A 20,489-nucleotide genomic window follows, 5' to 3' on the forward strand; every position below is an offset into this window, starting at 1 on the left:
CTTGCGCCTGGCTTGCAGGCAAGGCCAGCCGCTCTTTTCATCCGCGCAATTTCTTTCGATACGGCCTCACGTGCGTGACGGTTCCCAGGTCGACGACGTTTGCACCACACATGCTTGATGCATAGTCATGCACGCAGGCGCGTAGACGCTTGCGCGTATTCGCCGCGTACTGTCGGAGTCCACGCGGGGCGATGCGCGGGGGAGCACGGCCGCCATGCCAGACGGCGTCTCCATGGAACAGACGAGTTCGCGCTGGAGGGATCGAAGATGAAATCGTACGGTTTGATCGCAGTGTTGATCGCAGGTCTGTTGGCTGGTCCGGCTGTCTATGCGCAACAGGCGTCCGCGCCTGCTGGATCCACCGGGCAATGCAAGGACGGCAGTTACACCAGCAATGCCACGAAGAAGGGTGCCTGCTCGGGCCACAAGGGCGTGAAGGAGTGGTACAGCAGCGAGTCTGCCGCACCGGCAGCCGCCGGCGCTGCGGCTGCGCCCGCTGCCGCACCGGCCCCCAGCGCGCCGGCGAAGACCGCCGCGGCACCGAGCAAGTCCAAGTCCGAGCCGGCGGCAACCGCCGCGCCGGGCGGCGGCCCGGGCATGGTCTGGGTCAACTCCAGCAGCAAGGTCTATCACTGCCCGGGTGACAAGTGGTACGGCAAGACCAAGGCCGGCTCGTACATGAGCGAAGCCGACGCGAAGGCCAAGGGCTTCCACGCCGATCACAACAAGGCGTGCACGCAGTAAGTCGTTGCCTGCATTCGCGGGAAAGCAAAGGGCCGGCATATGCCGGCCCTTTCGTTTGAGGCGCCATGAGCGGCGATCAGTCGAGGCGCTTGTGGAACAGGCGAATGGCCAGCGTGAGCATGATGGCGATGAACGCCGCCAGCGCCACGCTGTCCTGCCAGAGATCGCCAAGGTCGGCGCCGCGCAGCATGATGCCGCGGATCAGGCGCATGAAATGCGTGAGTGGCAACAGCTCGGCGATCCACTGTGCCGGGCGGGGCATGCCGTCGTAGGGAAACATGAAACCCGAGAGCAGGATCGACGGCAGAAAGACGAAGAAGGTCATCTGCATCGCCTGGAACTGCGATTTCGCGCGGGTGGAGATCAGCAGCCCAAGCGACAGGTTGGCGAGGATCAGCAGGCTGGACGCCATATAGACGTCCCACAGGCTGCCGCGTATCGGGACGTCGAACAGCCAGACACCGAGCAGCAGCACCATGCTGGTCTGTACCAGGCCGATGGCCGCGTACGGCAGCACCTTGCCGATCATCAGTTCCGTGCGGCTCACCGGCGTGGTGATCAGCAGCTCCATGTTGCCGCGTTCGGTTTCACGCACGATCGCCACCGCGGTGAAAAGCACCATGGTCATGGTGAGGATGACGCCTACCAGTCCGGGCACGATGTTCACGGGCGAGCGCCGCTCGGGATTGTAGAAACTCACCACACTGATCGGCTTCTCCGTCATCGCGTGGAAATCGTCAGGTTGGTTGAGCGGGTATTGGGCCAGTTGCGCGGCGGCGGCCTGCACCACGTTGTCGCTGCCGTCCACCATGACCTGGATGGCTTCGCGTCCATCCAACTTGCGTCGCTCGAAGTCGGGCGGCACGGCGATTGCCACGCTCACGCGTCCCTCGCGCAGAAGATCGATCAGCTGCTGCGGACTCTGGGCCGTGGCGCGCAGTTCGATCACGCCGCTGGCGAGCAGATCCTGCACGGCGGCGCGTGAGCCGGCGGTCTGCGCCTGGTCCACCACCGCGGCAGGCAGGTGGCGCAGGTTGAGGTTGATGGCGTAGCCGAACAGCACCAGTTGCAGCACCGGCATACCCATGATCATCGCCAGCGTGATGCGATCGCGCCGCAGCTGGCGCAGTTCCTTGATCATGATGGCCCACAGGCGGCGCAGGTTCACGCGGGCTGCTCCTGGTGGGCTGCATGCCTGCGCGTGGCGACCACGAAGACGTCTTCCAGGTTGGGCGGCACGCTCTCCACCTCGGCTTGTGCGCCGGCTTGCTCGAGGTGATGACGCAGCGAGTCGATGGACGCATCGCCTTCGCGCATCAACACGCGAAGCTCGTTGCCGATCTGCGCCACGCTGAGCACGTCAGGCCGGTCATCCAGCGCCTCCTTGGCCTTGCGGGGCGTGCCCGAGCGTACAAGGAAGGTACGGCCTTCCAGCTTTGCGGTGAGCTCGGCGGGCGTGCCGTCGGCCACGAGGTTGCCGGTGTCGAGGATGGCCAGTCGATGGCAGCGCTCAGCTTCGTCCATGTAGTGCGTGGATACGAGGATGGTGGTGCCCTCATCGGCCAGCTCAAACAGCTTCTCCCAGAAATCGCGGCGCGATTCCGGATCGACCGCGCTGGTGGGTTCATCCAGAAACAAAAGTTCGGGACGGTGCACGATGGCGCCTGCGAGTGCGAGGCGCTGCTTCTGGCCGCCGCTGAGCGTGCCGGCAAGCTGTTCCTCACGATCATCGAGACGATAGCGCTTGAGCAGATCGTCGACGCGCGTTTTTTCCTCGCGTCGGGACAGGCCTTGCACGGTGGCGAGGAATTCCAGGTTCTGGCGTACGGACAGGTCGTCGAACAGGGAGAACTTCTGCGTCATGTAGCCGATGTGCTGCTTGAGCTGCTCGGCCTGTTCGGGAATGCGCAATCCCAGTACTTCGATGTCGCCCTCACTCGGTGTCAGCAAGCCGCACAGCATGCGAATGGTCGTGGACTTGCCCGAGCCATTGGGGCCGAGGAAGCCGTACACGCAGGCGCGCGGCACCTCCAGGTTCACCGCATTGACCGCCACCAGGGCACCGAAGCGCTTGGTGAGGTCCTGTGCATGGATGGCTGATTCACTCATTCGCCTGTTTTCCGGGAAACACCGCCGAGACGGGGAAGCCCTGCGGCAGATCCTTCGCATCCTGGCCAAGCGCAATTTCGGCGAGGTAGCTCAGCCGCGTGGCGTCATCGCCACTCAGGGCGAAGTAGGGCGTGAAGGTGGGTTCGCTGCGGATCATGCGTACCTTGCCCTGGAACTGATGCTTGCCGTCGTGCAGGGTGATCACGGCGGCGTCGCCGACCTTCACGGAGGGGCGCAACGCTGCAGGCACGTACACGCGGGCATACGGCGTATCGCTGGCGAGCAGGATGACCAGCGGCGTGCCTGGCTGGGCCTGGTCACCGAGCTTGTAGGGCAGGCTGTCGACGCGCACGTCGCGTGGCGCCGTAAGGTCCAGCTTTTCCAGGTCGACGGATCGCGATGCGGCGGTTGCCATCGCCGCCGCGACGGCGGCACGCGCCTGGGCGATGTCCTCCGCGCGCGAGCCGTTCACCAGCTGATCGAGCATGGCGCGGTCGGCGGCGACCGTTGCGTCGGCATTGCCGGCTGCCGCCTTGGCGCGGTCGAGATCCGCTGCCGACACGAACTGCTGGCGTGCGAGCGCCGCGAGCCGCTGGTAGTAAGCATTGGCATCGCGCGCTTCGGCCTGGGCACCGACGAGATTGGCGCGCGCCTGACGAATCTGTTCTTCGCGCGGTCCATGTTCGAGTTCGAGCAACGCCTGCTGTTGCTGCTGCACATCGGCCTTGGCCGTATCGAGTGCAGCCTGCGTGCGGGTCGTCTCCAACTGCATGATGCGCGTGCCCGCAGGCACGTACTGCCCTTCGCGGACATCGATGGTCACGATGTGCTCGGCTGCCGGGGCGGGCAGGGTGATGCGATCGAATTCCACCGTACCAAGCACCTGCGGCGGTTGCGCATGGCAAGCCGCGAGCAGCCCCAGCGCCAGCAGTGTGCAGGCCAACGACGCGTAGCGTTCAGTCTTCATGCGTGGGCTCCATGCCATGGCCAAGCAGGGCGAGGGCGTGATTGGCGAGGACCTCGCTGCTCAGTTCCGCCTGGAAGATCTGCCGCCAGATCGGTGCGCCGGCGGCGGGGAACAGCGTAAGTCCGATCATTGAAACCACCAGCAGGCGCGGGTCCAGTGCCGGATTGAGTTCGCCGCGCCGCTGGGCTTCGGCGAAGCGACCCGCGAGCATGTGCGGCAAGTCCGGGCCGATGCGCGAAAGCAGCAACTCGCGCAGCGCGCCGCCTTCGCAAAGCACTTCACGCACCCACAGGGCCGGAAACCACGGATAGGTGTCCAGTACGCCGAAGACCCCGCGCACGAAGCTCCGGGTGATCGCATGCACGTCGTCACCGGCATTCGCCACATGTTCGCGCAGCGTCTTCACCGCGGGCATCAGGCGTTCCTCGAATACTGCATCGCGCAAGGCCAGCTTGCTGCCGAAGTAGTAGTTGAGCAGGGCGGGTGTCACGCCGGCCTGGGTGGCGATGCTGCGCAGGGAGGTGGCGGCCATGCCGTCGCGCACGAAGCATTCGAGCGCGGCCTCGATCAGGCGGGGGCGCAGCTCCGGGCTGTCGGTGCCGGGGCGGCCAGGCGCACGCCGAGTGGGTGCCTTGGGTTTGGACGGGCTCATGCCAACAAATTAATCATACATATAATTAATTTCAAGTGATTGGCAGGTGGGCGTTTTGTCGCAAAAAAGGCCGGTTGAAACCGGCCTGGGAAGGGCATGCGCGGTCGAACGCTGCCGAACAGGTAATCGGAGGTGTCGGGGCTCCCGTCAGGTAGCCACTTCAATATCGACTGCAGCTTTCGCACGTGGTGGAGCGGGTTTGTGCCGTAGCGCAACTTTCTCCACCAAGTGCCAGGAGAGGTAAGCCAGCACGACCGTCATCGGGAGAGAGACGCTGAGTAGTCCGAAGTAGCTGGTGTCAGACCCCAACAGTGCAACGGTGATTTGTTGCACTGGCCATGCGTAGATGTAGATCCCGTAGGACAGGTCGCCGAGTCGCCCCGCCGATCGCAAGAGCGGCCACGACTGCCTGCCGACGGCGATGGTGAGAGGCGGCACGATGAATGCGAGACCGAGCTTCGTCTGGTTGATGGCAATCAGCGCGCAGGCCACCACGCAAAAGAGAACGCTAACCAACGGCCTGGATAGACAGGGGTAAGTCCGCAGCAACGCACCCATGCCAAAAAACAGCCCGAAATAGGCGATAAAGCTCGTCCCGGTCTGGAGCCCGGTGATGGCAAACGACGTGGAGATGGCAATGGCCAGCCACAGAGCGGGTCGGCTGGATATCGAGCCCATCAAGGCGAGAAGGACGTAGCACGCCACCTCGAACGGAATCGTCCAGAGCGAACCGTTGAGTTTGTGGTGTGCGTTATCGGGAAATCCCAATAGTCCGAGCGCGCTTACGATCGCAAAGGTGCAAGGCATGGCTACGGCCAAAGCGGGAAGCAGTCGCGCAAGCCGGCGAACGGCAAATCTTCCCAGGTGCGGATCATTCATCCAGCTGGCGGTGACGAGGTATCCGCTGATCGAGAAAAAAATCAGGACGCCGAGATTGCCGAACGAGTGGTTGCCTACAAACCTGGGTTCCCATCGACCCGACAGGGCGAATTGGTGACTGAAGACCACCAGCAGGGCCCCGATGAGACGAAGGGCGTCGAAGTTGTTCCCTGTGATCAGTGATGTCTTGAGCGATCCGTGCATGGTAGGGACTCTGGCGGACATCCAAGGCCATTCCGGACAGCCTTGCATGCTGTCCATGGTCGTAGTGCCGAAGCGGAAGGCTCGGCGGCTTCCCTGGCTTCTTATCGGTCCTGTGGGGCACGGACGAGTGCGTGATGCGTCCGTTTGCGGGCAATGGCATCCCTCGAGTGCGTGGCGCCCACCCTGCTGGGCGGGCGCCACGAGGCCTTAGCCGTTCGGCACCACCGGCAGGCTGATGGAGCTTGCAGTACCCGGCGTGTGCCACACGCGCTGCGTGGCCTTCTGATAATCCGCAGGCTTCGCGTCGAAGATGTTCGGCACGAAGGTCTGCGGGTTGCGGTCGTACAGCGGGAACAGGCTGGACTGCACCTGCACCATGATGCGATGTCCCGGCTGGAACACATGGTTGGTGGTGGGCAGGCCGAAGCTGTACAGCAGCGGCTGGTCCGGCGTGAGTGCTGCAGGGTGCTCGAAACTGGTGCGGTAGCGGCCGCGGAAGATGTCCAGCGACACGGCCAGCTCGTAACCGCCCATGGACGGGTTCGACGGCACCGTATCCGGATAGACGTCGATCAGCTTCACCACCCAGTCGCTGTCGGTGCCGCTGGTCGATGCGTACAGGTTCACCTGCGGCACGCCGCCGATGTGCACCGGCGCGGTCAGCGGCTCGGTGACGTAGGTGAGGACGTCTGGACGTCCATCCGCAAAGCGCTGGTCATTGACCAGCCAGCGCGTCCAGGCGTCGTGGTCGGCGAAACGCACGGGGCGCGGCTGGTAGGGCACCGGCTTGGCGGGATCGGACACGTACTCGTCGTACTTGTTGGCGTCGCCCGTCGGTGCGTTGAACGACAGCGCACCGTTGGCGCCGAGGTACAAGGCCTTGGGCTTGTTGGCACAGCCCTTGTCGCAGCTGAGCGGCCAGGACTTGAAGCGGTCCCAGTGGTTCTCGCCGGTGTTGTAGATCAGCACCGGCGGCGTGTTGGCCTTGGGCGCGCCGTCCACCAGGTACTGGTCGAAGAACGGCTTGAGCACATCGCGGCGGAACTGCAGCGAGGTATCGCCATCCCACTGGAGTGGGCCAAGCGAGCTGCCGTCGTAGTTCACCTGGCTGTGGCGCCACGGGCCCATCACCAGGAAGTTCTTGTCGTTGCCCTTGTCCTTGGGTTCCGTCGCCATGTAGCTGTGGATGGCGCCCCACATGTCCTCCTGGTCCCACAGGCCCTGCAGCCACATGGTGGGCACCGTGAGCGGCTGCTCGGCCATCACCTTGTCCAGCGCCTGGCCCTGCCAGAATGCGTCATAGGCCGGGTGCTCGTGCAGCTTGCGCCAGAACGGCAGCTGCTCGAAGCCGTTGGCGCGTGCGTAATCGCCGGCGGAGCCCGCTGCGAGGAAGTTGCTGTAGTCGTCGAAGCCCACGCGGGGCACGGCGTCGCCCTTGCCCCTTTGCTCGGTCTGGCCGGAGATGTAGTCGAAGTTGGTCTGGCGGTAGGCGCCGTAGTGGAACCAGTCGTCGCCCATCCAGCCATCGATCATCGGGCTTTCCGGTGCGGCTACTTTCAGCGCCGGGTGCGGATGGACCAGCGCCATCACCACGGTGAAGCCTTCATAGGACGAACCGAGCATGCCGACCTTGCCGTTCGACTCGGGGATGTTCTTCACCAGCCAGTCGATGGTGTCGTAGGCGTCGGTGGAATGATCCACCTCGCTGGAATTGAGCGGGCCGCGCAGCGGACGGGTCATCACGTACTCACCCTCGGAGCCGTACTTGCCGCGCACGTCCTGGAACACGCGGATATAGCCGCCCTTGACGAACACCTCATCGCCTTGGGGCAGCGTCGCGTCCATGTGCGGGGACTGGAAACGCTCCGCGCGGCCATCGGCGTTGTAGGGCGTGCGCGTCAGCAGGATCGGTGCATGCCTGGCGCCCTTGGGGATCACGATCACCGTATGCAGCTTCACCCCGTCGCGCATCGGGATCATCACCTCGCGCTTCACGTAGTCGTAGCCGGCGGTGGGCTGGACGAACTTGGCCTGGGGCACGTCCGGGGTCAGCGGTGTGGTCTGGGCCTGGACGAGGCCGGCGGTGAAGATGGCAAGCGTGGCGGCGGCAAGCAGGGTACGGCGGATGCGCATGGATCCTCCAAGCGGGCGGGCCGTAAAGACGGCCGTTCCGGACTGGTCAGCGGTGGGCGGTTGGTTCAGCAACCGACTTTACGGGACGTGCGCGCAGGCTCCCACCATGACTTCCTGCCTATATGGGCGGCACCAGCCCACCGGCTCTCGGCGCCAAATGCGCAAGAATGGAGCCGTGACGCCCGATGGCGTCGAACACACTGGCTCCGACCCATCCAGGAAGTCGCGCCATGAAACCCAGTACGCGTCACGATTACCTGCAGCGCATCGACCGCGTCATCGCGTTGTTGCAGTCATCGGTGGAGCAGGGTGTTGAATTGCCGGAGTTGTCGCGTCTCGCCGCCGCGGCCCATCTGTCGCCTTTCCACTTCCATCGCATCTATCGCGCCCTGTCGGGCGAGACGGTGGGCCAGACCGTGGCACGCCTGCGCCTGCTGCGGGCGCTGCACTTGCTCACCGATCCCGATGGCCGGGTCACCGAGACGGCGCTGGCCATCGGCTATGACACCCCACAGGCCTTCGCCCGCGCCTTCCGGCAGGCATTCGACGCGTCGCCCAGCGAGATGCGCGGGCAGGGCGAGCGCCTGCAGGCGGAGATCGAGCGCCTGCGTCGCCCGCCGGCCGTAGAGGCATCGCAGGTCGCGTTGAAGGTGGAGGTGGTGTCGGTCGATCCGTTTCGCGTCATGGCAATGCGCTACACGGGCCATCAGGTCGATCTCGATCGGGCGTATGAACGTCTGTTCCAGTGGGCCGCGGCGCAAGGTGTGCTGGAGCGTATGGCCGGTATTTATGGTGTGCCGCATGACGAAGTCCGCGAGACGCCGGCGGAACAGTGCCGGTTCGACTGCGCCCTGGCATTCACCGGTGATGCCTTTGAGGGCGATGCGCTCGTGTGGCCTCTGGCGCTGGGCGGCGGCACCTGGGCGCGTTGTCGTCATGTCGGTTCGTACAACGCCCTTGACCTGGCGACCGACCGGTTCATCGCAGACTGGTTGCCGGGCAGCGGCCATGCGCTGCGCGACGAGTTGCCGTTCCGGCATTTCCTCGACGATCCCGAGCAAACGCCGGAGGCCGTGCTGCGTGCCGACATCTACCTGCCGGTGGAGGCCTGCTGATCGCGGCACCTACCCGGTGTGTTCCGCCCACGGGTCATAGCTGCCGAACCACCACAGATGCCCCTCCGGGTCACGACAGCTGTAGCCGGCACCGCCGTAGTCCTTCTCGGCGTAGTCGTCGACGATGCTGGCGCCCGCCGCCTTCGCCTGTTCGTAGTGCGCCTTGCAATCCTTCACGATCACGCAGGGACACTGTGTCTCGCGGCCGTTCGCCTCGTCGGGCTGCAACAGATGACGACCGAAATCGCCGTCGCGCACGGACCCGAGCATCAGCATGCCGTTGCCGTAAACCAGCTGCGCGTGGGCCACGCCGCCCTGCTCGTCGTCGTAGACGGCCTGCTTCTGGAAGCCGAACGCCTTGCACAGCCATTCGATCGCGACATGGGCGTCGCGGTATCGCAGGCAGGGAATGATGGTGCTGCCGGAAACATTGGGTTGGCTCATACATGCCTCACGGGTCATCGGTAACGCCAGCCTAGCGGGGCCGCGGCATATGTCTTGGCGATTTTCGGAGTCGGACCCCGCGGGATTCAACGGCGGCGATCGCCTTCCACGGCGCGTGGCCAGCTGCGTCGCGCTGGCGTTTCCAGCTTTTCGTCGAGCCGGGCGCGGTTGCGGCCGGCCAGCTTGGCGCGATACATCGCGTGGTCGGCACGATCCACCAGCGACTCCACGTTGTCTTCCATGACGCGCATGGCGATGCCGATGCTCACGCTGAGCACCAGGCCGTCGTCGTTGACGGGAATGTCCAGGCGGTGCACGCGCCGGCAGAGCCGCGTGGCCACCTGCATGGCCTGCGCCTGCTCCACGCCATAAAGCATCGCCACGAACTCTTCGCCGCCATAGCGCCCCAGCAGGTCGTGCGGACGCAGTTCGTGGCGAAGCGCATCCGCGACGGCGATCAGGGCGCGATCGCCGGCGGCGTGCCCCTGGCGATCGTTGAGCATCTTGAAGTGATCCAGGTCCAGGAACAGCAAAGCCACCGGTTGGGTGGTGCCGCTGTCCAGCAGGCGGGAAACGCTTTCGGCCCATGCGCGACGATTGAGCACGTTGGTCAGTGCGTCGTTGTCGGCCAGTCCCTGCACCAGGTCGCGGTCGCGGCGCATGATGAGGGCGCGATCGGCCAGGCCCAGCGACAACACCACGGCCTCGAACGCGCCGGCGGCGAGGCAGGCGTCGCTCAGCCAGATCACGTCGGCCAGCGTGCCGCCGGCCTGGCTGTTGGAGAGGGCGGTCAAGGCGAGCAGCGGCGTCCATCCGGCCAGGAAGAACCATGCGGGCCGCGCGCCCCGTACGGCCGCCATCACGGCAGCCAACAGAAGCAGTACGGTGCCAATGATCAGCAGCGGACTGATCAAGGCCTGCGCCGTCTCTTGCAGCAGCGGAATCTGGCAACTGCGCAACAGCGCCACCAGCGGCATGCCCACGGCCAGTGCCAGCGTGGGGGTATGCAGCCATGGGGCGAAACGCGGTAGCTCGCAGAAGCGCGCCATGAACATGGCGGCAAACGCGAGCGACAGCGCCATGGCCGACGAACTGACCAGGGCGGCGCTGCCGGCCAGCCAGGTCACTTCCAGCGGATGGAACAGGTAACCGGTCTGCAGGCCCTGGATCAGGGCGTAGCAAAGCACGTAGCCCGCGTACCAGGCGAAGGTGGCATCGCGCAGCATCATGGCCAGGCAAAGCGCCATCAGCGACATGGCAAGCATGACCGCGAAGCATGCGCTGGCAAACACCAGCCAGTGTGCATCCTGCTGCAGGTATTCCTGCCACGACTGCAGCTGGAAACTCACCGGCATGGTGCGCACCGGTGCCGGGTCGAAGCGCACCAGGATGGGCGCGGACGCGGGCACGTCGGGACCGATGCGATAGGCCAGGCGACCGTTGCCGTGTGCCATGGGAGAGAAGTCGTCCAGCGACTGCGTGACCGTCTTGCCGCGTGCGTCGAACAGGGTCACGGACGAAAGCGGGGGCGGGTAGATGGTGAGTACGCGCTCCTCGCTCACCAGCGGCGGTTGCGGCTGCAGCACCACCCACGTGCCTTTGTCGTCATCGGAAAAGCGCTGCAGCAGCCTGGGGTCGAATGCCTGCAGCTCTCCTCGCCGAAACGCATCGAGCAGGATCTGCGGCGTGTCGCCCGCGTGCACTTCGCGCGAGGCGCCTTGCAACGGGGTGTCCGCGTGGGCTGCAGACGCGAGCAGGCCCATGGCGAGGATGCACAGCATCCACCATTGGCAACGCCTCGCTAATGCTGCGACCAGCCCTCCCATCCGCCGTACCCCTGTGTCGGCGCCTTGCTCCGTCGTGGAACGTGCGCGTGCGTCCGTGGCGTTTGCGGCCATCCCTGATGATGATCCCCGGTCGCGCGACGGCGCGTGGGGTAGCCAGCCTGTAGCGTACCTTGCACGGGGTGGCCTGCGGGGCAGCGACGGCTACGCCAAAAGGCATAGTCGAGGCCGGCCTTTGGGCCGGTTGCCGGTGCTCACGGTGGATTAACCCCTCGGGCTGCCATGCTTCCTTCCGCTTTCCCATTCCCCATGGCGACGGAGCAGACAAGCATGAGCAAGATCCGTGTGGCCGTATTGGTAGGCAGCCTGCGCAAGGAGTCCTTCAACCGGCATCTGGCCCGGGCCGTCGAGCGGCTGGCGCCCGGCGACTTCAGTTTCGAACACCTGCGCATCGACAACCTGCCGCTGTACGACCAGGATTTCGATGGCAACTACCCGGCCGAGTGCAAGCGGCTGAAGGACGAGGTATCCGCGGCGGATGCGCTGCTGTTCGTTACCCCGGAATACAACCGCTCGATTCCCGGCGTGCTGAAGAACGCCATCGATATCGCCTCTCGCCCCTGGGGCACGAACTCGTTTGCCGGAAAGCCCGGCGCGGTGATCGGCGTCTCGGTGGGGGCTACCGGCACGGCGTTGTCGCAACAACATCTGCGCAACGTGCTGGCTTACCTGGACGTGCCGACGCTGGGTCAGCCCGAAGTGTTCATCCAGAACAAGGAAGGCCTGTTCGACGCCGAAGGCCATATCGGCAACGAAGGCACGCAGAAATTCCTGCAAGGCTTCGTGGATCGCTACGTGGCGTGGGTGCGCCGCTTCGCGAAGTAGGCCAATGCACGAAGGCGCGCTACGAAATGCAGCGCGCCTTCGGCAGGCGACTGGAAAGCAGGATGCTCAGTGGGTGCCGGTGGTCCCGGTCGTTCCGGTCGTGCCCCCGGTACCGCTGGTGCCATCGTGACTGCCGCCACCGGAGAGCGCACCGGCAACGACGGCAACCCCCGCCACGGCGGCACCTACGTACACCGGCGTGAGATTGCCTTCGGCGGCGCCCGCCGCGCCGGCCCCCGGGATGATGCCGTCTTGCTTTTGCTGGTCGGAGGAAGCCTGCTCAGCAGCGGGAGCCTTCGCCTGACCCTGAGCGGCGGCGGTCGGTGTTTCAGCGTATGCGTGCGCGATCAGGCCGGCCATGACGATGGCGGCGACTAGCTTTTTCATGGGAGCTCCCTGTGGTGACCCGGATGGTCGAAACCGAACTCCGGGAACCTTAGGGAGCGAGCGACGAAGCCGAAGTCAGCCGCGAGATGCGGCGCGGCTGAGGGAACAGCCTGTGCGGCCGTAGGTCAACGACGGCGTGTTGTCAGCCGACCACTCAGACTTCGATGGCGGCGCCTGACCCGCAAAGCTTGTCCAGCAACTGCGCCTGCACGTTGCGCGTGGCCTGGTTCGGGCCCGGTTGCATGCGCGTGTAGCGGCCATCGGGGCGTAGCAGCCAGGTGCTGGAGTTGTCGGACAGATACAGCTCGAGTTCCTTTTTCAACCGGTTCTGCAGCTTCTTGCCCTCGATGGGGAAGCCGGTTTCCACGCGGCGGTCCAGGTTGCGTTCCATGAGGTCCGCGCTGGCGAGGTAGAACTTCTCTTCGCCGTTGTTGAGGAACCAGTACACGCGACTGTGTTCCAGGAAGCGACCGACGATCGAGCGCACGCGGATGTTGCTCGACACACCGGTTACGCCAGGGCGCAGGCAGCACATGCCACGCACGATCAGGTCGACCTTTACGCCCGCCATGCTGGCCTTGTACAGCGCGCGGATCATCTTGGCGTCGGTCACCGCGTTCGCCTTGATGATGATCTGCGCCGGCTTGCCTGCTGCCGCGTGCACAGTTTCCTTTGCGATCAACTCAAGCAGGGTCTTCTTCAGCGTGAACGGCGCATGCAGCAGCTTCTTCATCTGCAGCAGCTTGCCCATGCCGGTGAGCTGGCTGAACAGCTTGTGCACGTCCTCGCACAGCGCGTGATCGGAAGTGAGCAGGCTGTAGTCGGTGTACAGGCGCGCATTGCCAGTGTGGTAGTTGCCGGTGCCCAGATGCGCGTAGCGCACCAGCTCTTCGCCTTCGCGACGCTGGATCAGCATCAGCTTGGCATGCGTCTTCACGCCCACCACGCCATAGATCACCATGGCGCCGGCCTGCTGCAGGCGCGAAGCCAACGACAGGTTCGACTCTTCATCGAAACGCGCACGCAGCTCCACCACTACGGTCACTTCCTTGCCCGCGCGCGCGGCATCCACCAGCGCGTCGACGATCTCGGAATTGGCGCCGCTGCGATACAGCGTCTGCTTGATCGCCAGCACGTTCGGATCCTTCGCGGCCTGATGCAACAGATCCACCACGGGCGCGAACGACTCGTAGGGGTGCAGCAACAGCACGTCCTGGCGGCTGATCACCGCGAACAGGTCCTCGGCTTTCTTGAGCGCCTTGGGGATGGACGGCGTGAACGGCGGATACTCGAGGTTCGGATGATGCGTTTTGGTGATCAGGCCGAACAGGCGCGAAAGATTGACCGGACCGTTGACCTCGTACATCTCCGCAGCGGTGAGGCCGAACTGGCGCAGCAGGTAGTCGGTGAGTTCCGGCGGGCAGTTGTCCGCCACCTCCAGGCGCACGGCATCGCCGAAGCGTCGCGAATAGAGCTCGCCGCGCAGCGCGCGCGCCAGGTCTTCGACGTCTTCCGGATCGATGGTGAGGTCGGCGTTGCGGGTCAGGCGGAACTGGTAGCAGCCACGCACCGACATGCCCGGGAACAATTCCTCGGCATGCGCGTGGATGATCGAGGAAAGCAGTACGAAGTTCTCGCCGCCTTCGCTCACGTCGTCGGGGAGGCGGATCAGGCGCGGCAGCACGCGCGGCGCGGGTACGATAGCGAGGCCGGAGTCGCGCCCGAACGCGTCGGTGCCTTCCAACTGCACGATGAAGTTGAGGCTCTTGTTGACCAGCAGCGGGAACGGATGGGTGGGGTCCAGTCCGATCGGCGTGACCAGCGGCGCCACTTCATGCCTGAAATAGCGGCGCACCCACATCTTCTGTTTGTGCGACCACTCGTTGCGGCGCACGATGCGGATGCCCTGGCGTGCCAGCTCCGGCAGGATGCGGTCGTTGAGGATCGCGTACTGCCGCTCGATCTGCTTGTGCGTGATCTCGCTGATCTCGGTGAGCGCCTTGCGTGGCGCAATGCCGTCGGAGCCGACGATCTCGTGGTCGAAGGCGATCTGGCTCTTCAGGCCGGCCACGCGGATCTCGAAGAACTCGTCCAGGTTGCTGGAGAAGATCAGCAGAAACTTCAGCCGCTCCAGGATCGGCTTGCTCTCGTCCAGCGCCTGGTCGAGCACGCGGATGTTGAACTGCAACTGCGACAGCTCGCGGTTGATATAGAGATTGGGGTCGTTCAAGTCCGGTGTGGGAACGGGGGGAGCCGCTGCCGTAGTGTCATTGGCGGGCAGCACCTGCGTGGAGGGCGCGGAGCTGTCCTCACGAACTGCACTGGGTTGGACGACATCGTTACTCATCGGCTCACCGTTCGACGGGCGGATGCGCGGCAGGCGCGCGGGTCCGCAAAGGGGCATAGTACGGCGCCGAATAAGACCGGGCCATGGCAGCGCAGCAAGCACTCACGCGCTGTCACGCGACCGACATGTTGCGGATTGCATTTGACACATTCGTGACAATGCCGATGGCGATGTCATGGGTTCGTGACGTTGACCTTCACGATTCCCCTGGATTGCGCGTAGCCCTGTAGGAGCGCACCCAGTGCGCGACCGCAGAGTTTCGTCAAAGTCGCTCCGTAGGCTTTTCGCGCACTGGGTGCGCTCCTACATAAAAACGAAGAGGCGCGGCATCAGGACATGCCGAGGTAACGACTCGGCGCCACGCCAAGCACGCGCCGGAATGCTGCCGTGAACGCACTCGGATTTCCGTAGCCCAGATCCATCGCCACCTGCGTGATGGCTTCCCCGTTGCCCAGCCGCGTGAGCGCGGCGAGCAGGCAGGCCTGTTGGCGCCATGCGGTGAAACTCATCCCGGTCTCTTCGCGGAAGGTACGGGTGAAGTGTCGGCGGCTCATGCCGGCGCGTCGCGCCATGTCGTCGATCCTGGTCTCCTGCGAAGGATGGTCGAGTAGCTCGCGGCACAGCGCGGCCAGCCGTTTTTCGTGTGGCAGCGGCGTGCTGAGCGGAAGTGCGGGCATGCGCCGGATCTCGTCCAGCAGCAGCGCCATGACCCGGCCATCGCGGCTGTCGAGGTCGTATTCGGCCGGCAGGTCCACGGCTTCCATCAGCAGCTCGTGGAGCAGGGGAGACACGGCGATCACCTGGCAGCGTTCCGGCAGGCTGGCCGCCCGGGCCGCTTCGGGGGTCACGTAGACGCTGCGCGTGGCGACCGGTCCGCCCATGTGCACCTCGTGGGAAACCCCCGGCGGAATCCACAACGCGCGTCGTGGCGGTACCACCCAACTGCCCTCGCTGGTGATGGTGGTGAGTACCCCGGTGGAGGCGTAGAGCAGCTGGCCGCGCCGGTGCGAATGGGCGGGAAGCACGTAGTGGGGTGGGTACTCGTTGCCCGTCGCGATCACGTCGCGCGGGGTGTTCTCGTAGGCATCGGCACGGGTGTTGCGCACGGGGATGGCCCAAATTCATAAGTAGTTGACCCGTTGATGAATGCGGGCCGGCTTTGGCCACTCTAAGGTGACGACCCTGGCCATGCAACCTGCGGCGGCTTGCCGCAGACCACCGATCCGAGTCCCTATGCAAACCCGCGTCGAAGAGATTTCCCCCACCGCCGTGCTGCCTGCCCGCACGGAGCACGGCACCGAATTCCGCATCCTGGGCGCGATCAGCTTCTCGCACCTGCTCAACGACATGATCCAGTCGTTGATCCTGGCGATCTATCCGATCCTCAAGGATGGCTTCCATCTGAGCTTCGCCCAGGTGGGCCTGATCACGCTGACCTACCAGCTCACCGCGTCGTTGCTGCAGCCGGCGGTGGGCATGATCACCGACAAGAAGCCGATGCCGTATTCGTTGCCGATAGGCATGGGCTTCACCCTGTGCGGGCTTCTGTTGCTCGCCACCGCCCCGAACTTCGCGGTGCTACTGGTGGCCGCGGCGTTGGTGGGCACGGGTTCCTCGGTGTTCCATCCGGAATCTTCACGCGTCGCGCGCATGGCGTCGGGCGGACGTCACGGTCTCGCCCAGTCACTGTTCCAGGTGGGCGGCAATACCGGTGCCTCTCTCGGCCCGCTGCTCGCGGCATGGATCATCGTGCCGCATGGTCGTGGCAGCGTCGCCTGGTTCTCGCTCGCGGCATTGCTGGCCATGGTGGTGCTGATGCAGGTGAGCCGCTGGTATCGCGACCACCATGCGGAGCGGGGCAAGCCCAAGGCGCGGCATGCTTCGGCGGTGTCGCTGACGCGCTCGCAGGTCGGCGCATCGCTGTTCGTTCTCGGCGTGCTGATCTTCTCCAAGTATTTCTACCTGGCCAGCATCAGCAGCTATTACACGTTCTACCTGATGCACAAGTTCGGCGTGTCGGTGCCCAACGCGCAGACGCACCTGTTCGTGTTCCTGTTCGCCGTGGCCGCGGGTTCGCTGATCGGCGGCCCGGTGGGTGACCGCATCGGGCGCAAGTGGGTGATCTGGGCGTCGATCCTCGGCGTGGCGCCGTTCTCGTTGCTGCTGCCGCACGTCGACCTGTTCTGGACCGGCGTGCTGACGGTGATCATCGGACTGATCCTGTCGTCCGCGTTCTCGGCGATCCTGGTCTATGCGCAGGAGTTGATCCCGGGCCGCGTGGGCATGATCTCGGGCCTGTTCTTCGGCTTCGCCTTCGGCATGGGCGGCATTGGTGCCGCCGTGCTGGGCCATATCGCCGATGCGCGTGGCATCGAGTACGTCTATGGACTGTGCGCCTACCTGCCGTTGATCGGCATCATCACGGCGTTCCTGCCCAACCTGGAACGCCGCCACGCCTGATCCCGTCGCACGCGCCTCACAGCGCGTGCGGTGGCACGCCTTCGTTGGTCATGGTGACCGGCAGGATGTGGCCCTGCGCATCGAAGTCCATGCGGTCGATGCTGACCTCGCGATGGTTCCCGTTGGTGTCGCCCAGCGGGTGGCGGTGATAGACGATGAACCAGCTGTCGTCGCGCGCCACATGGAACAGCGAATGGTGCCCCGCGCCGGTGGCGATCTTCGGATCCTGCTGCAGGATCTTGCCAATGCGCTTGAACGGACCCAGCGGTGAGTCGCCGATGGCGTAGGCCACCGAATAGTCCGGACCGGTCCAGCCGCCTTCGGACCACATGAAGTAGTACTTGCCGTTGCGCTTGAACATCAGCGGGCCTTCGACGTACTTCTCCGGTGTGATCTCGTGCCAGGTCTTGCCGTCCGCGGCCGGCTCCACGCCGCTGAAATCGGGCTTGAGCTTCACCACGTTGGCGTGCTTCCAGCCGCCGTAGATCAGGTACCAGCTGCCGTCATCATCGTGGAACACGAACGGATCGATCGGTTGCGCGCCATTGTGGAAGGCGTCGACCAGCGGTTTGCCAATCAGGTCCTTGAAGGGACCTTCGGGATGATCCGCCACCGCCACGCCGATGCCGCCCACTTCCTTGTCGCTCTGGATGTCGTTGGCGGAGAAGAAGAAGTAGTACTTGCCGTCCTTCTCCACCATGGCCGGCGCCCACATCGCCTTCTTCGCCCACGGCACGTCGGCCATGCGCAGCACGCCTTCGTGCCTGGTCCAATGGACGAGGTCGTTCGAGGAGAACGCGTCGAAGCGCGTCTGCAGGCTGTAGCGCTCGGACGTCGTCGGATAGATCCAGTACTGGCCCTGGAAGATCGCCGCTTCCGGATCGGCGTACCAGCCCGGAAATACCGGATTGCCGGCGTGCGCGAACGGGGTGAAGGCCAGACAGGCGGCGAGGGTGGCTTGGATCAGGGACGTGCGAAGGCGCATGCAACGAGCTCCGGCAACGAGGGGAGCCTGCAAGGCTAACGCATCGCGTCGCGCATCCGACCTGCCAGAAGTCTCATCCGCGCGCTCGGTTTTGTGTGGGAGCGCACCCTGTGCGCGACCTCAGACTGCCGGCGCTCCGCTCCGTGAGGTCGTCGCGCACAGGGTGCGCTCCCACAAGGGAGCCGTGAGTCCTGAAGATTAACGGGCCGAGGGCTCTCGTGTAGGAGCGCACCCAGTGCGCGATCACCCGACGAAGCGGTGCGCCGAAAGTCTGCAGTCGCCCACAGGGTGGGCTCCCACACGGGGCGATGGCCGTCCCCCGCATCAAACCACGATGGGTTCGGGCTCCAGCACCACGCCGAATTTCTCGTGGACGCCCTCGATCACCCTCTGCGCGAAGGACCACAGATCGGCCCCCGTGGCGCGCCCATGGTTCACCAGCACCAGGGCATGGCGATTGGAAATGCCCGCGTCGCCGTCGCGCTCGCCCTTGAAGCCGCTTTGCTCGATCAGCCACGCCGCAGAGAGTTTCCAGCGACCATCGGCCCCGACCCACGACACCAGCTCAGGATGCTCGCGCTTGACGGCCTCGCCGAGCGACGCCTCCACGATCGGATTCTTGAAGAAACTGCCCGCGTTACCGATCACGGCGGGGTCGGGGAGTTTCTTCGTGCGCAGATGCACCACGGCCTCGGCCACATGGAACGGCGCGGGCTTGTCCACGCCCATGCGCGCCAGCTCCTCGCGGATACCGGCATAGTCCAGCCTCAGCTCGCGCGAACGGGGCAGGGCAAAGCGCACGGCGGTAACGATGTATCGGTCCGGCTCGTGCTTGAACACGGAGTCGCGATAGGCGAACGCGCAGGCCGCGCGATCCAGTATCGCCACGCGCTGTTCCTGCGTGTCCCAGGCCTCCACGCTTTCGATGAACTCGGCGACTTCCGTGCCGTACGCGCCGATGTTCTGGATCGGTGCAGCGCCGACGGTGCCGGGAATCAGGATCAGATTTTCCAGCCCGGCAAAGCCCCGGCCCAGCGTCCAGCGCACGAAATCGTCCCAGCGCTCGCCGGCGGCCACGGCGATACGCGCGACGTCGCCATCCTGCTCCACCTGCACACCGTGCGTGGCCATGGCCAGCACGGTGCCGTCGAAGTCACCGGTGAACAGCATGTTGCTGCCTTCGCCCAGCACCAGCAGCTTGCCCTGGCTTACCGCGGGAAAGGCCAGCAGTTCAGGCAGCTTGGAGGCGTCACGGATCTCGGCCAGCAGCCTTGCGCGTGCATTGACGCGCAGCGTGTTGCGCGTACCCAGCGGGGCGCTCTCGATCAGCGTGTAGCCGCCCATATCGATGCGTTCAACCGCCATGGGTGTCCTCGCGCTGGCGGCGGATCTCATCCACGCATTCGGCGATCAGCGCCGGACCGCGGAAGACCATGCCGGAATAGATCTGCACCAGCGAAGCGCCGGCATCGAGCTTCTCGACCGCGTCGCTGCCATCAAGGATGCCGCCCACGCCGATGATGTCGAGCTTGTCGCCGACACGCTTGCGCATGCCGCGAAGCACCGCCGTGGAGCGCGCGAACAACGGCTTGCCGGACAGGCCGCCCGTTTCGTTGCCATGCGGGTCGCTGGCAACGGCCGAATGGTCGATGGTGGTGTTGGTGCAGATGACACCGTCGACCTTGGCGACCAGCAACACTTCGGCCATGGCGTCGAGCTCGGTTTCGCTGAGGTCGGGCGCGATCTTCAGCAGCATCGGCTTGCGCTTGCCGGTCTGCGATCCCAGGCGCTCCTGTGCCTCGCGCAGCGTCTCGATGAAGCGGCGCAGCGTGGCTTCTTCCTGCAGGTCACGCAGGCCCTGCGTGTTCGGCGAAGAAATGTTGACCGTGATGTAGCTGGCGAGTGCGTACACGCGCTCCAGGCAGAACAGGTAGTCGTCCACCGCCTTTTCGTTCGGCGTGTCCTTGTTCTTGCCGATATTGATACCGAGCACGCCCTGGTATCTGGATCGCTGCACGTTGCGCACCAGCGCATCCACGCCCGCGTTGTTGAAGCCCAGGCGGTTGATTACCGCCTCGTGGCGCGGCAGGCGGAACATGCGCGGCTTGTCGTTGCCCGGCTGCGGGCGCGGCGTGGTGGTTCCGACCTCGACGAAACCGAAGCCCAGCGCCCCCAGCCCATCGAGATGATCGGCGTTCTTGTCCAGGCCGGCCGCGAGACCGACCGGATTGGGAAAGCGGATGCCGAATGCCGTGGTCGGCAGGTCGGCCGGCGGCTTGGCAACGAGGTGCGAAAAGTTGCTGCGCTGGGCCACGTCCAGGCCATACAGCGTCAGGCCATGCGCCGTTTCCGCGTCGAGCGCGAACAGCAGGGGGCGGATCAGGTTGTACATGC

18 protein-coding genes are annotated in these 20,489 nt (G+C 65.0%); 4 read left to right on the forward strand and 14 right to left on the reverse strand.

Features of this window, described 5'->3' with window-relative positions:
- Nucleotides 1-267 precede the first annotated feature (267 nt).
- Entirely contained in the window at nt 268-744 is a 477-nt protein-coding gene (locus EPB08_RS17855) for a DUF3761 domain-containing protein (protein ID WP_130620447.1), read from the forward strand.
- Between the two features lie 76 nt (nt 745-820).
- On the opposite strand, the gene EPB08_RS17860 is transcribed toward EPB08_RS17855, so the two are convergent.
- From EPB08_RS17860 to EPB08_RS17885, 6 genes are all read right to left on the reverse strand, one after another.
- A complete protein-coding gene (locus EPB08_RS17860) occupies nt 821-1,912 on the reverse strand; it encodes an ABC transporter permease (protein ID WP_130620448.1) in 1,092 nt (363 codons plus the stop codon).
- Complete coding sequence (locus EPB08_RS17865) at nt 1,909-2,838, reverse strand: ABC transporter ATP-binding protein (RefSeq protein WP_130620635.1); 930 nt, start codon at nt 2,836-2,838, stop codon at nt 1,909-1,911. Before EPB08_RS17865 ends, EPB08_RS17860 begins: the two co-directional genes overlap by 4 nt.
- Nucleotides 2,839-2,845: 7 nt before the next feature.
- Nucleotides 2,846-3,820, reverse strand: coding sequence for an HlyD family secretion protein (locus EPB08_RS17870; protein WP_130620449.1), 975 nt, complete (start codon nt 3,818-3,820; stop codon nt 2,846-2,848).
- Nucleotides 3,810-4,472 (reverse strand): TetR/AcrR family transcriptional regulator, encoded by a 663-nt coding sequence (locus EPB08_RS17875; protein WP_130620450.1) that lies wholly within the window; start codon nt 4,470-4,472, stop codon nt 3,810-3,812. The genes EPB08_RS17870 and EPB08_RS17875 overlap by 11 nt, the downstream gene beginning before the upstream one ends.
- 147 nt (nt 4,473-4,619) lie before the next feature.
- Nucleotides 4,620-5,555: an acyltransferase family protein gene (locus EPB08_RS17880; RefSeq protein WP_165418534.1), complete on the reverse strand. Its 936-nt coding sequence runs from the start codon at nt 5,553-5,555 to the stop codon at nt 4,620-4,622.
- Nucleotides 5,556-5,762: 207 nt separating this feature from the next.
- Entirely contained in the window at nt 5,763-7,688 is a 1,926-nt protein-coding gene (locus EPB08_RS17885; protein ID WP_130620452.1) for a CocE/NonD family hydrolase, read from the reverse strand.
- Between the two features lie 230 nt (nt 7,689-7,918).
- On the opposite strand from EPB08_RS17885, the gene EPB08_RS17890 reads away from it, so the two are divergent.
- Nucleotides 7,919-8,803, forward strand: a complete 885-nt coding sequence (locus EPB08_RS17890; RefSeq protein ID WP_130620453.1) for an AraC family transcriptional regulator — start codon at nt 7,919-7,921, stop codon at nt 8,801-8,803.
- A gap of 9 nt (nt 8,804-8,812) precedes the next feature.
- On the opposite strand, the gene EPB08_RS17895 is transcribed toward EPB08_RS17890, so the two are convergent.
- Entirely contained in the window at nt 8,813-9,247 is a 435-nt protein-coding gene (locus EPB08_RS17895) for a VOC family protein (protein WP_130620454.1), read from the reverse strand.
- 86 nt (nt 9,248-9,333) lie between these two features.
- Nucleotides 9,334-11,028 (reverse strand): GGDEF domain-containing protein, encoded by a 1,695-nt coding sequence (locus tag EPB08_RS17900; RefSeq protein ID WP_229238399.1) that lies wholly within the window; start codon nt 11,026-11,028, stop codon nt 9,334-9,336.
- 333 nt (nt 11,029-11,361) lie between these two features.
- On the opposite strand from EPB08_RS17900, the gene EPB08_RS17905 reads away from it, so the two are divergent.
- Nucleotides 11,362-11,916, forward strand: a complete 555-nt coding sequence (locus tag EPB08_RS17905) for an NADPH-dependent FMN reductase (protein ID WP_130620456.1) — start codon at nt 11,362-11,364, stop codon at nt 11,914-11,916.
- 66 nt (nt 11,917-11,982) lie between these two features.
- On the opposite strand, the gene EPB08_RS17910 is transcribed toward EPB08_RS17905, so the two are convergent.
- The 3 genes from EPB08_RS17910 to EPB08_RS17920 all read right to left on the reverse strand — a co-directional run bounded on the left by EPB08_RS17910 (nt 11,983) and on the right by EPB08_RS17920 (nt 15,756).
- Nucleotides 11,983-12,303, reverse strand: coding sequence for a hypothetical protein (locus EPB08_RS17910; protein WP_130620457.1), 321 nt, complete (start codon nt 12,301-12,303; stop codon nt 11,983-11,985).
- A 154-nt stretch (nt 12,304-12,457) separates the two neighbouring features.
- Complete coding sequence (ppk1, locus tag EPB08_RS17915) at nt 12,458-14,650, reverse strand: polyphosphate kinase 1 (RefSeq protein WP_130620458.1); 2,193 nt, start codon at nt 14,648-14,650, stop codon at nt 12,458-12,460.
- A gap of 329 nt (nt 14,651-14,979) precedes the next feature.
- Nucleotides 14,980-15,756, reverse strand: a complete 777-nt coding sequence (locus EPB08_RS17920) for an AraC family transcriptional regulator (protein WP_130620459.1) — start codon at nt 15,754-15,756, stop codon at nt 14,980-14,982.
- Nucleotides 15,757-15,883: 127 nt separating this feature from the next.
- On the opposite strand from EPB08_RS17920, the gene EPB08_RS17925 reads away from it, so the two are divergent.
- Nucleotides 15,884-17,110, forward strand: a complete 1,227-nt coding sequence (locus EPB08_RS17925; RefSeq protein ID WP_130620460.1) for an MFS transporter — start codon at nt 15,884-15,886, stop codon at nt 17,108-17,110.
- A gap of 16 nt (nt 17,111-17,126) precedes the next feature.
- Here EPB08_RS17925 and EPB08_RS17930 read toward each other — a convergent pair whose 3' ends face one another.
- The 3 genes from EPB08_RS17930 to EPB08_RS17940 form a co-directional block, all read right to left on the reverse strand.
- Nucleotides 17,127-18,095, reverse strand: a complete 969-nt coding sequence (locus EPB08_RS17930; protein ID WP_130620461.1) for a glycoside hydrolase family 43 protein — start codon at nt 18,093-18,095, stop codon at nt 17,127-17,129.
- Between the two features lie 324 nt (nt 18,096-18,419).
- The gene (gene murB, locus EPB08_RS17935) at nt 18,420-19,439 is read right to left on the reverse strand and encodes a UDP-N-acetylmuramate dehydrogenase (RefSeq protein ID WP_130620636.1); all 1,020 of its coding nucleotides are present in this window, start codon (nt 19,437-19,439) and stop codon (nt 18,420-18,422) included.
- Between the two features lie 10 nt (nt 19,440-19,449).
- Nucleotides 19,450-20,487, reverse strand: a complete 1,038-nt coding sequence (locus tag EPB08_RS17940) for a quinone-dependent dihydroorotate dehydrogenase (protein WP_130620462.1) — start codon at nt 20,485-20,487, stop codon at nt 19,450-19,452.
- Nucleotides 20,488-20,489: the final 2 nt, after the last annotated feature.

The sequence above is a fragment of the Dyella amyloliquefaciens genome (genome assembly GCF_004296575.1).
GTDB lineage: Bacteria > Pseudomonadota > Gammaproteobacteria > Xanthomonadales > Rhodanobacteraceae > Dyella > Dyella amyloliquefaciens.

What these genes read in the sequence shown, in the direction of transcription:
- EPB08_RS17855 (WP_130620447.1), top strand. Translation starts at nt 268, where the DNA reads ATGAAATCGTACGGTTTGATCGCAGTGTTGATCGCAGGTCTGTTGGCT.
- EPB08_RS17870 (WP_130620449.1), bottom strand. Translation starts at nt 3,820, where the DNA reads ATGAAGACTGAACGCTACGCGTCGTTGGCCTGCACACTGCTGGCGCTG.
- EPB08_RS17875 (WP_130620450.1), bottom strand. Translation starts at nt 4,472, where the DNA reads ATGAGCCCGTCCAAACCCAAGGCACCCACTCGGCGTGCGCCTGGCCGC.
- EPB08_RS17880 (WP_165418534.1), bottom strand. Translation starts at nt 5,555, where the DNA reads ATGCACGGATCGCTCAAGACATCACTGATCACAGGGAACAACTTCGAC.
- EPB08_RS17885 (WP_130620452.1), bottom strand. Translation starts at nt 7,688, where the DNA reads ATGCGCATCCGCCGTACCCTGCTTGCCGCCGCCACGCTTGCCATCTTC.
- EPB08_RS17890 (WP_130620453.1), top strand. Translation starts at nt 7,919, where the DNA reads ATGAAACCCAGTACGCGTCACGATTACCTGCAGCGCATCGACCGCGTC.
- EPB08_RS17895 (WP_130620454.1), bottom strand. Translation starts at nt 9,247, where the DNA reads ATGAGCCAACCCAATGTTTCCGGCAGCACCATCATTCCCTGCCTGCGA.
- EPB08_RS17900 (WP_229238399.1), bottom strand. Translation starts at nt 11,028, where the DNA reads ATGCTGTGCATCCTCGCCATGGGCCTGCTCGCGTCTGCAGCCCACGCG.
- EPB08_RS17905 (WP_130620456.1), top strand. Translation starts at nt 11,362, where the DNA reads ATGAGCAAGATCCGTGTGGCCGTATTGGTAGGCAGCCTGCGCAAGGAG.
- EPB08_RS17910 (WP_130620457.1), bottom strand. Translation starts at nt 12,303, where the DNA reads ATGAAAAAGCTAGTCGCCGCCATCGTCATGGCCGGCCTGATCGCGCAC.
- ppk1 (WP_130620458.1), bottom strand. Translation starts at nt 14,650, where the DNA reads ATGAGTAACGATGTCGTCCAACCCAGTGCAGTTCGTGAGGACAGCTCC.
- EPB08_RS17925 (WP_130620460.1), top strand. Translation starts at nt 15,884, where the DNA reads ATGCAAACCCGCGTCGAAGAGATTTCCCCCACCGCCGTGCTGCCTGCC.
- EPB08_RS17930 (WP_130620461.1), bottom strand. Translation starts at nt 18,095, where the DNA reads ATGCGCCTTCGCACGTCCCTGATCCAAGCCACCCTCGCCGCCTGTCTG.
- murB (WP_130620636.1), bottom strand. Translation starts at nt 19,439, where the DNA reads ATGGGCGGCTACACGCTGATCGAGAGCGCCCCGCTGGGTACGCGCAAC.
- EPB08_RS17940 (WP_130620462.1), bottom strand. Translation starts at nt 20,487, where the DNA reads ATGTACAACCTGATCCGCCCCCTGCTGTTCGCGCTCGACGCGGAAACG.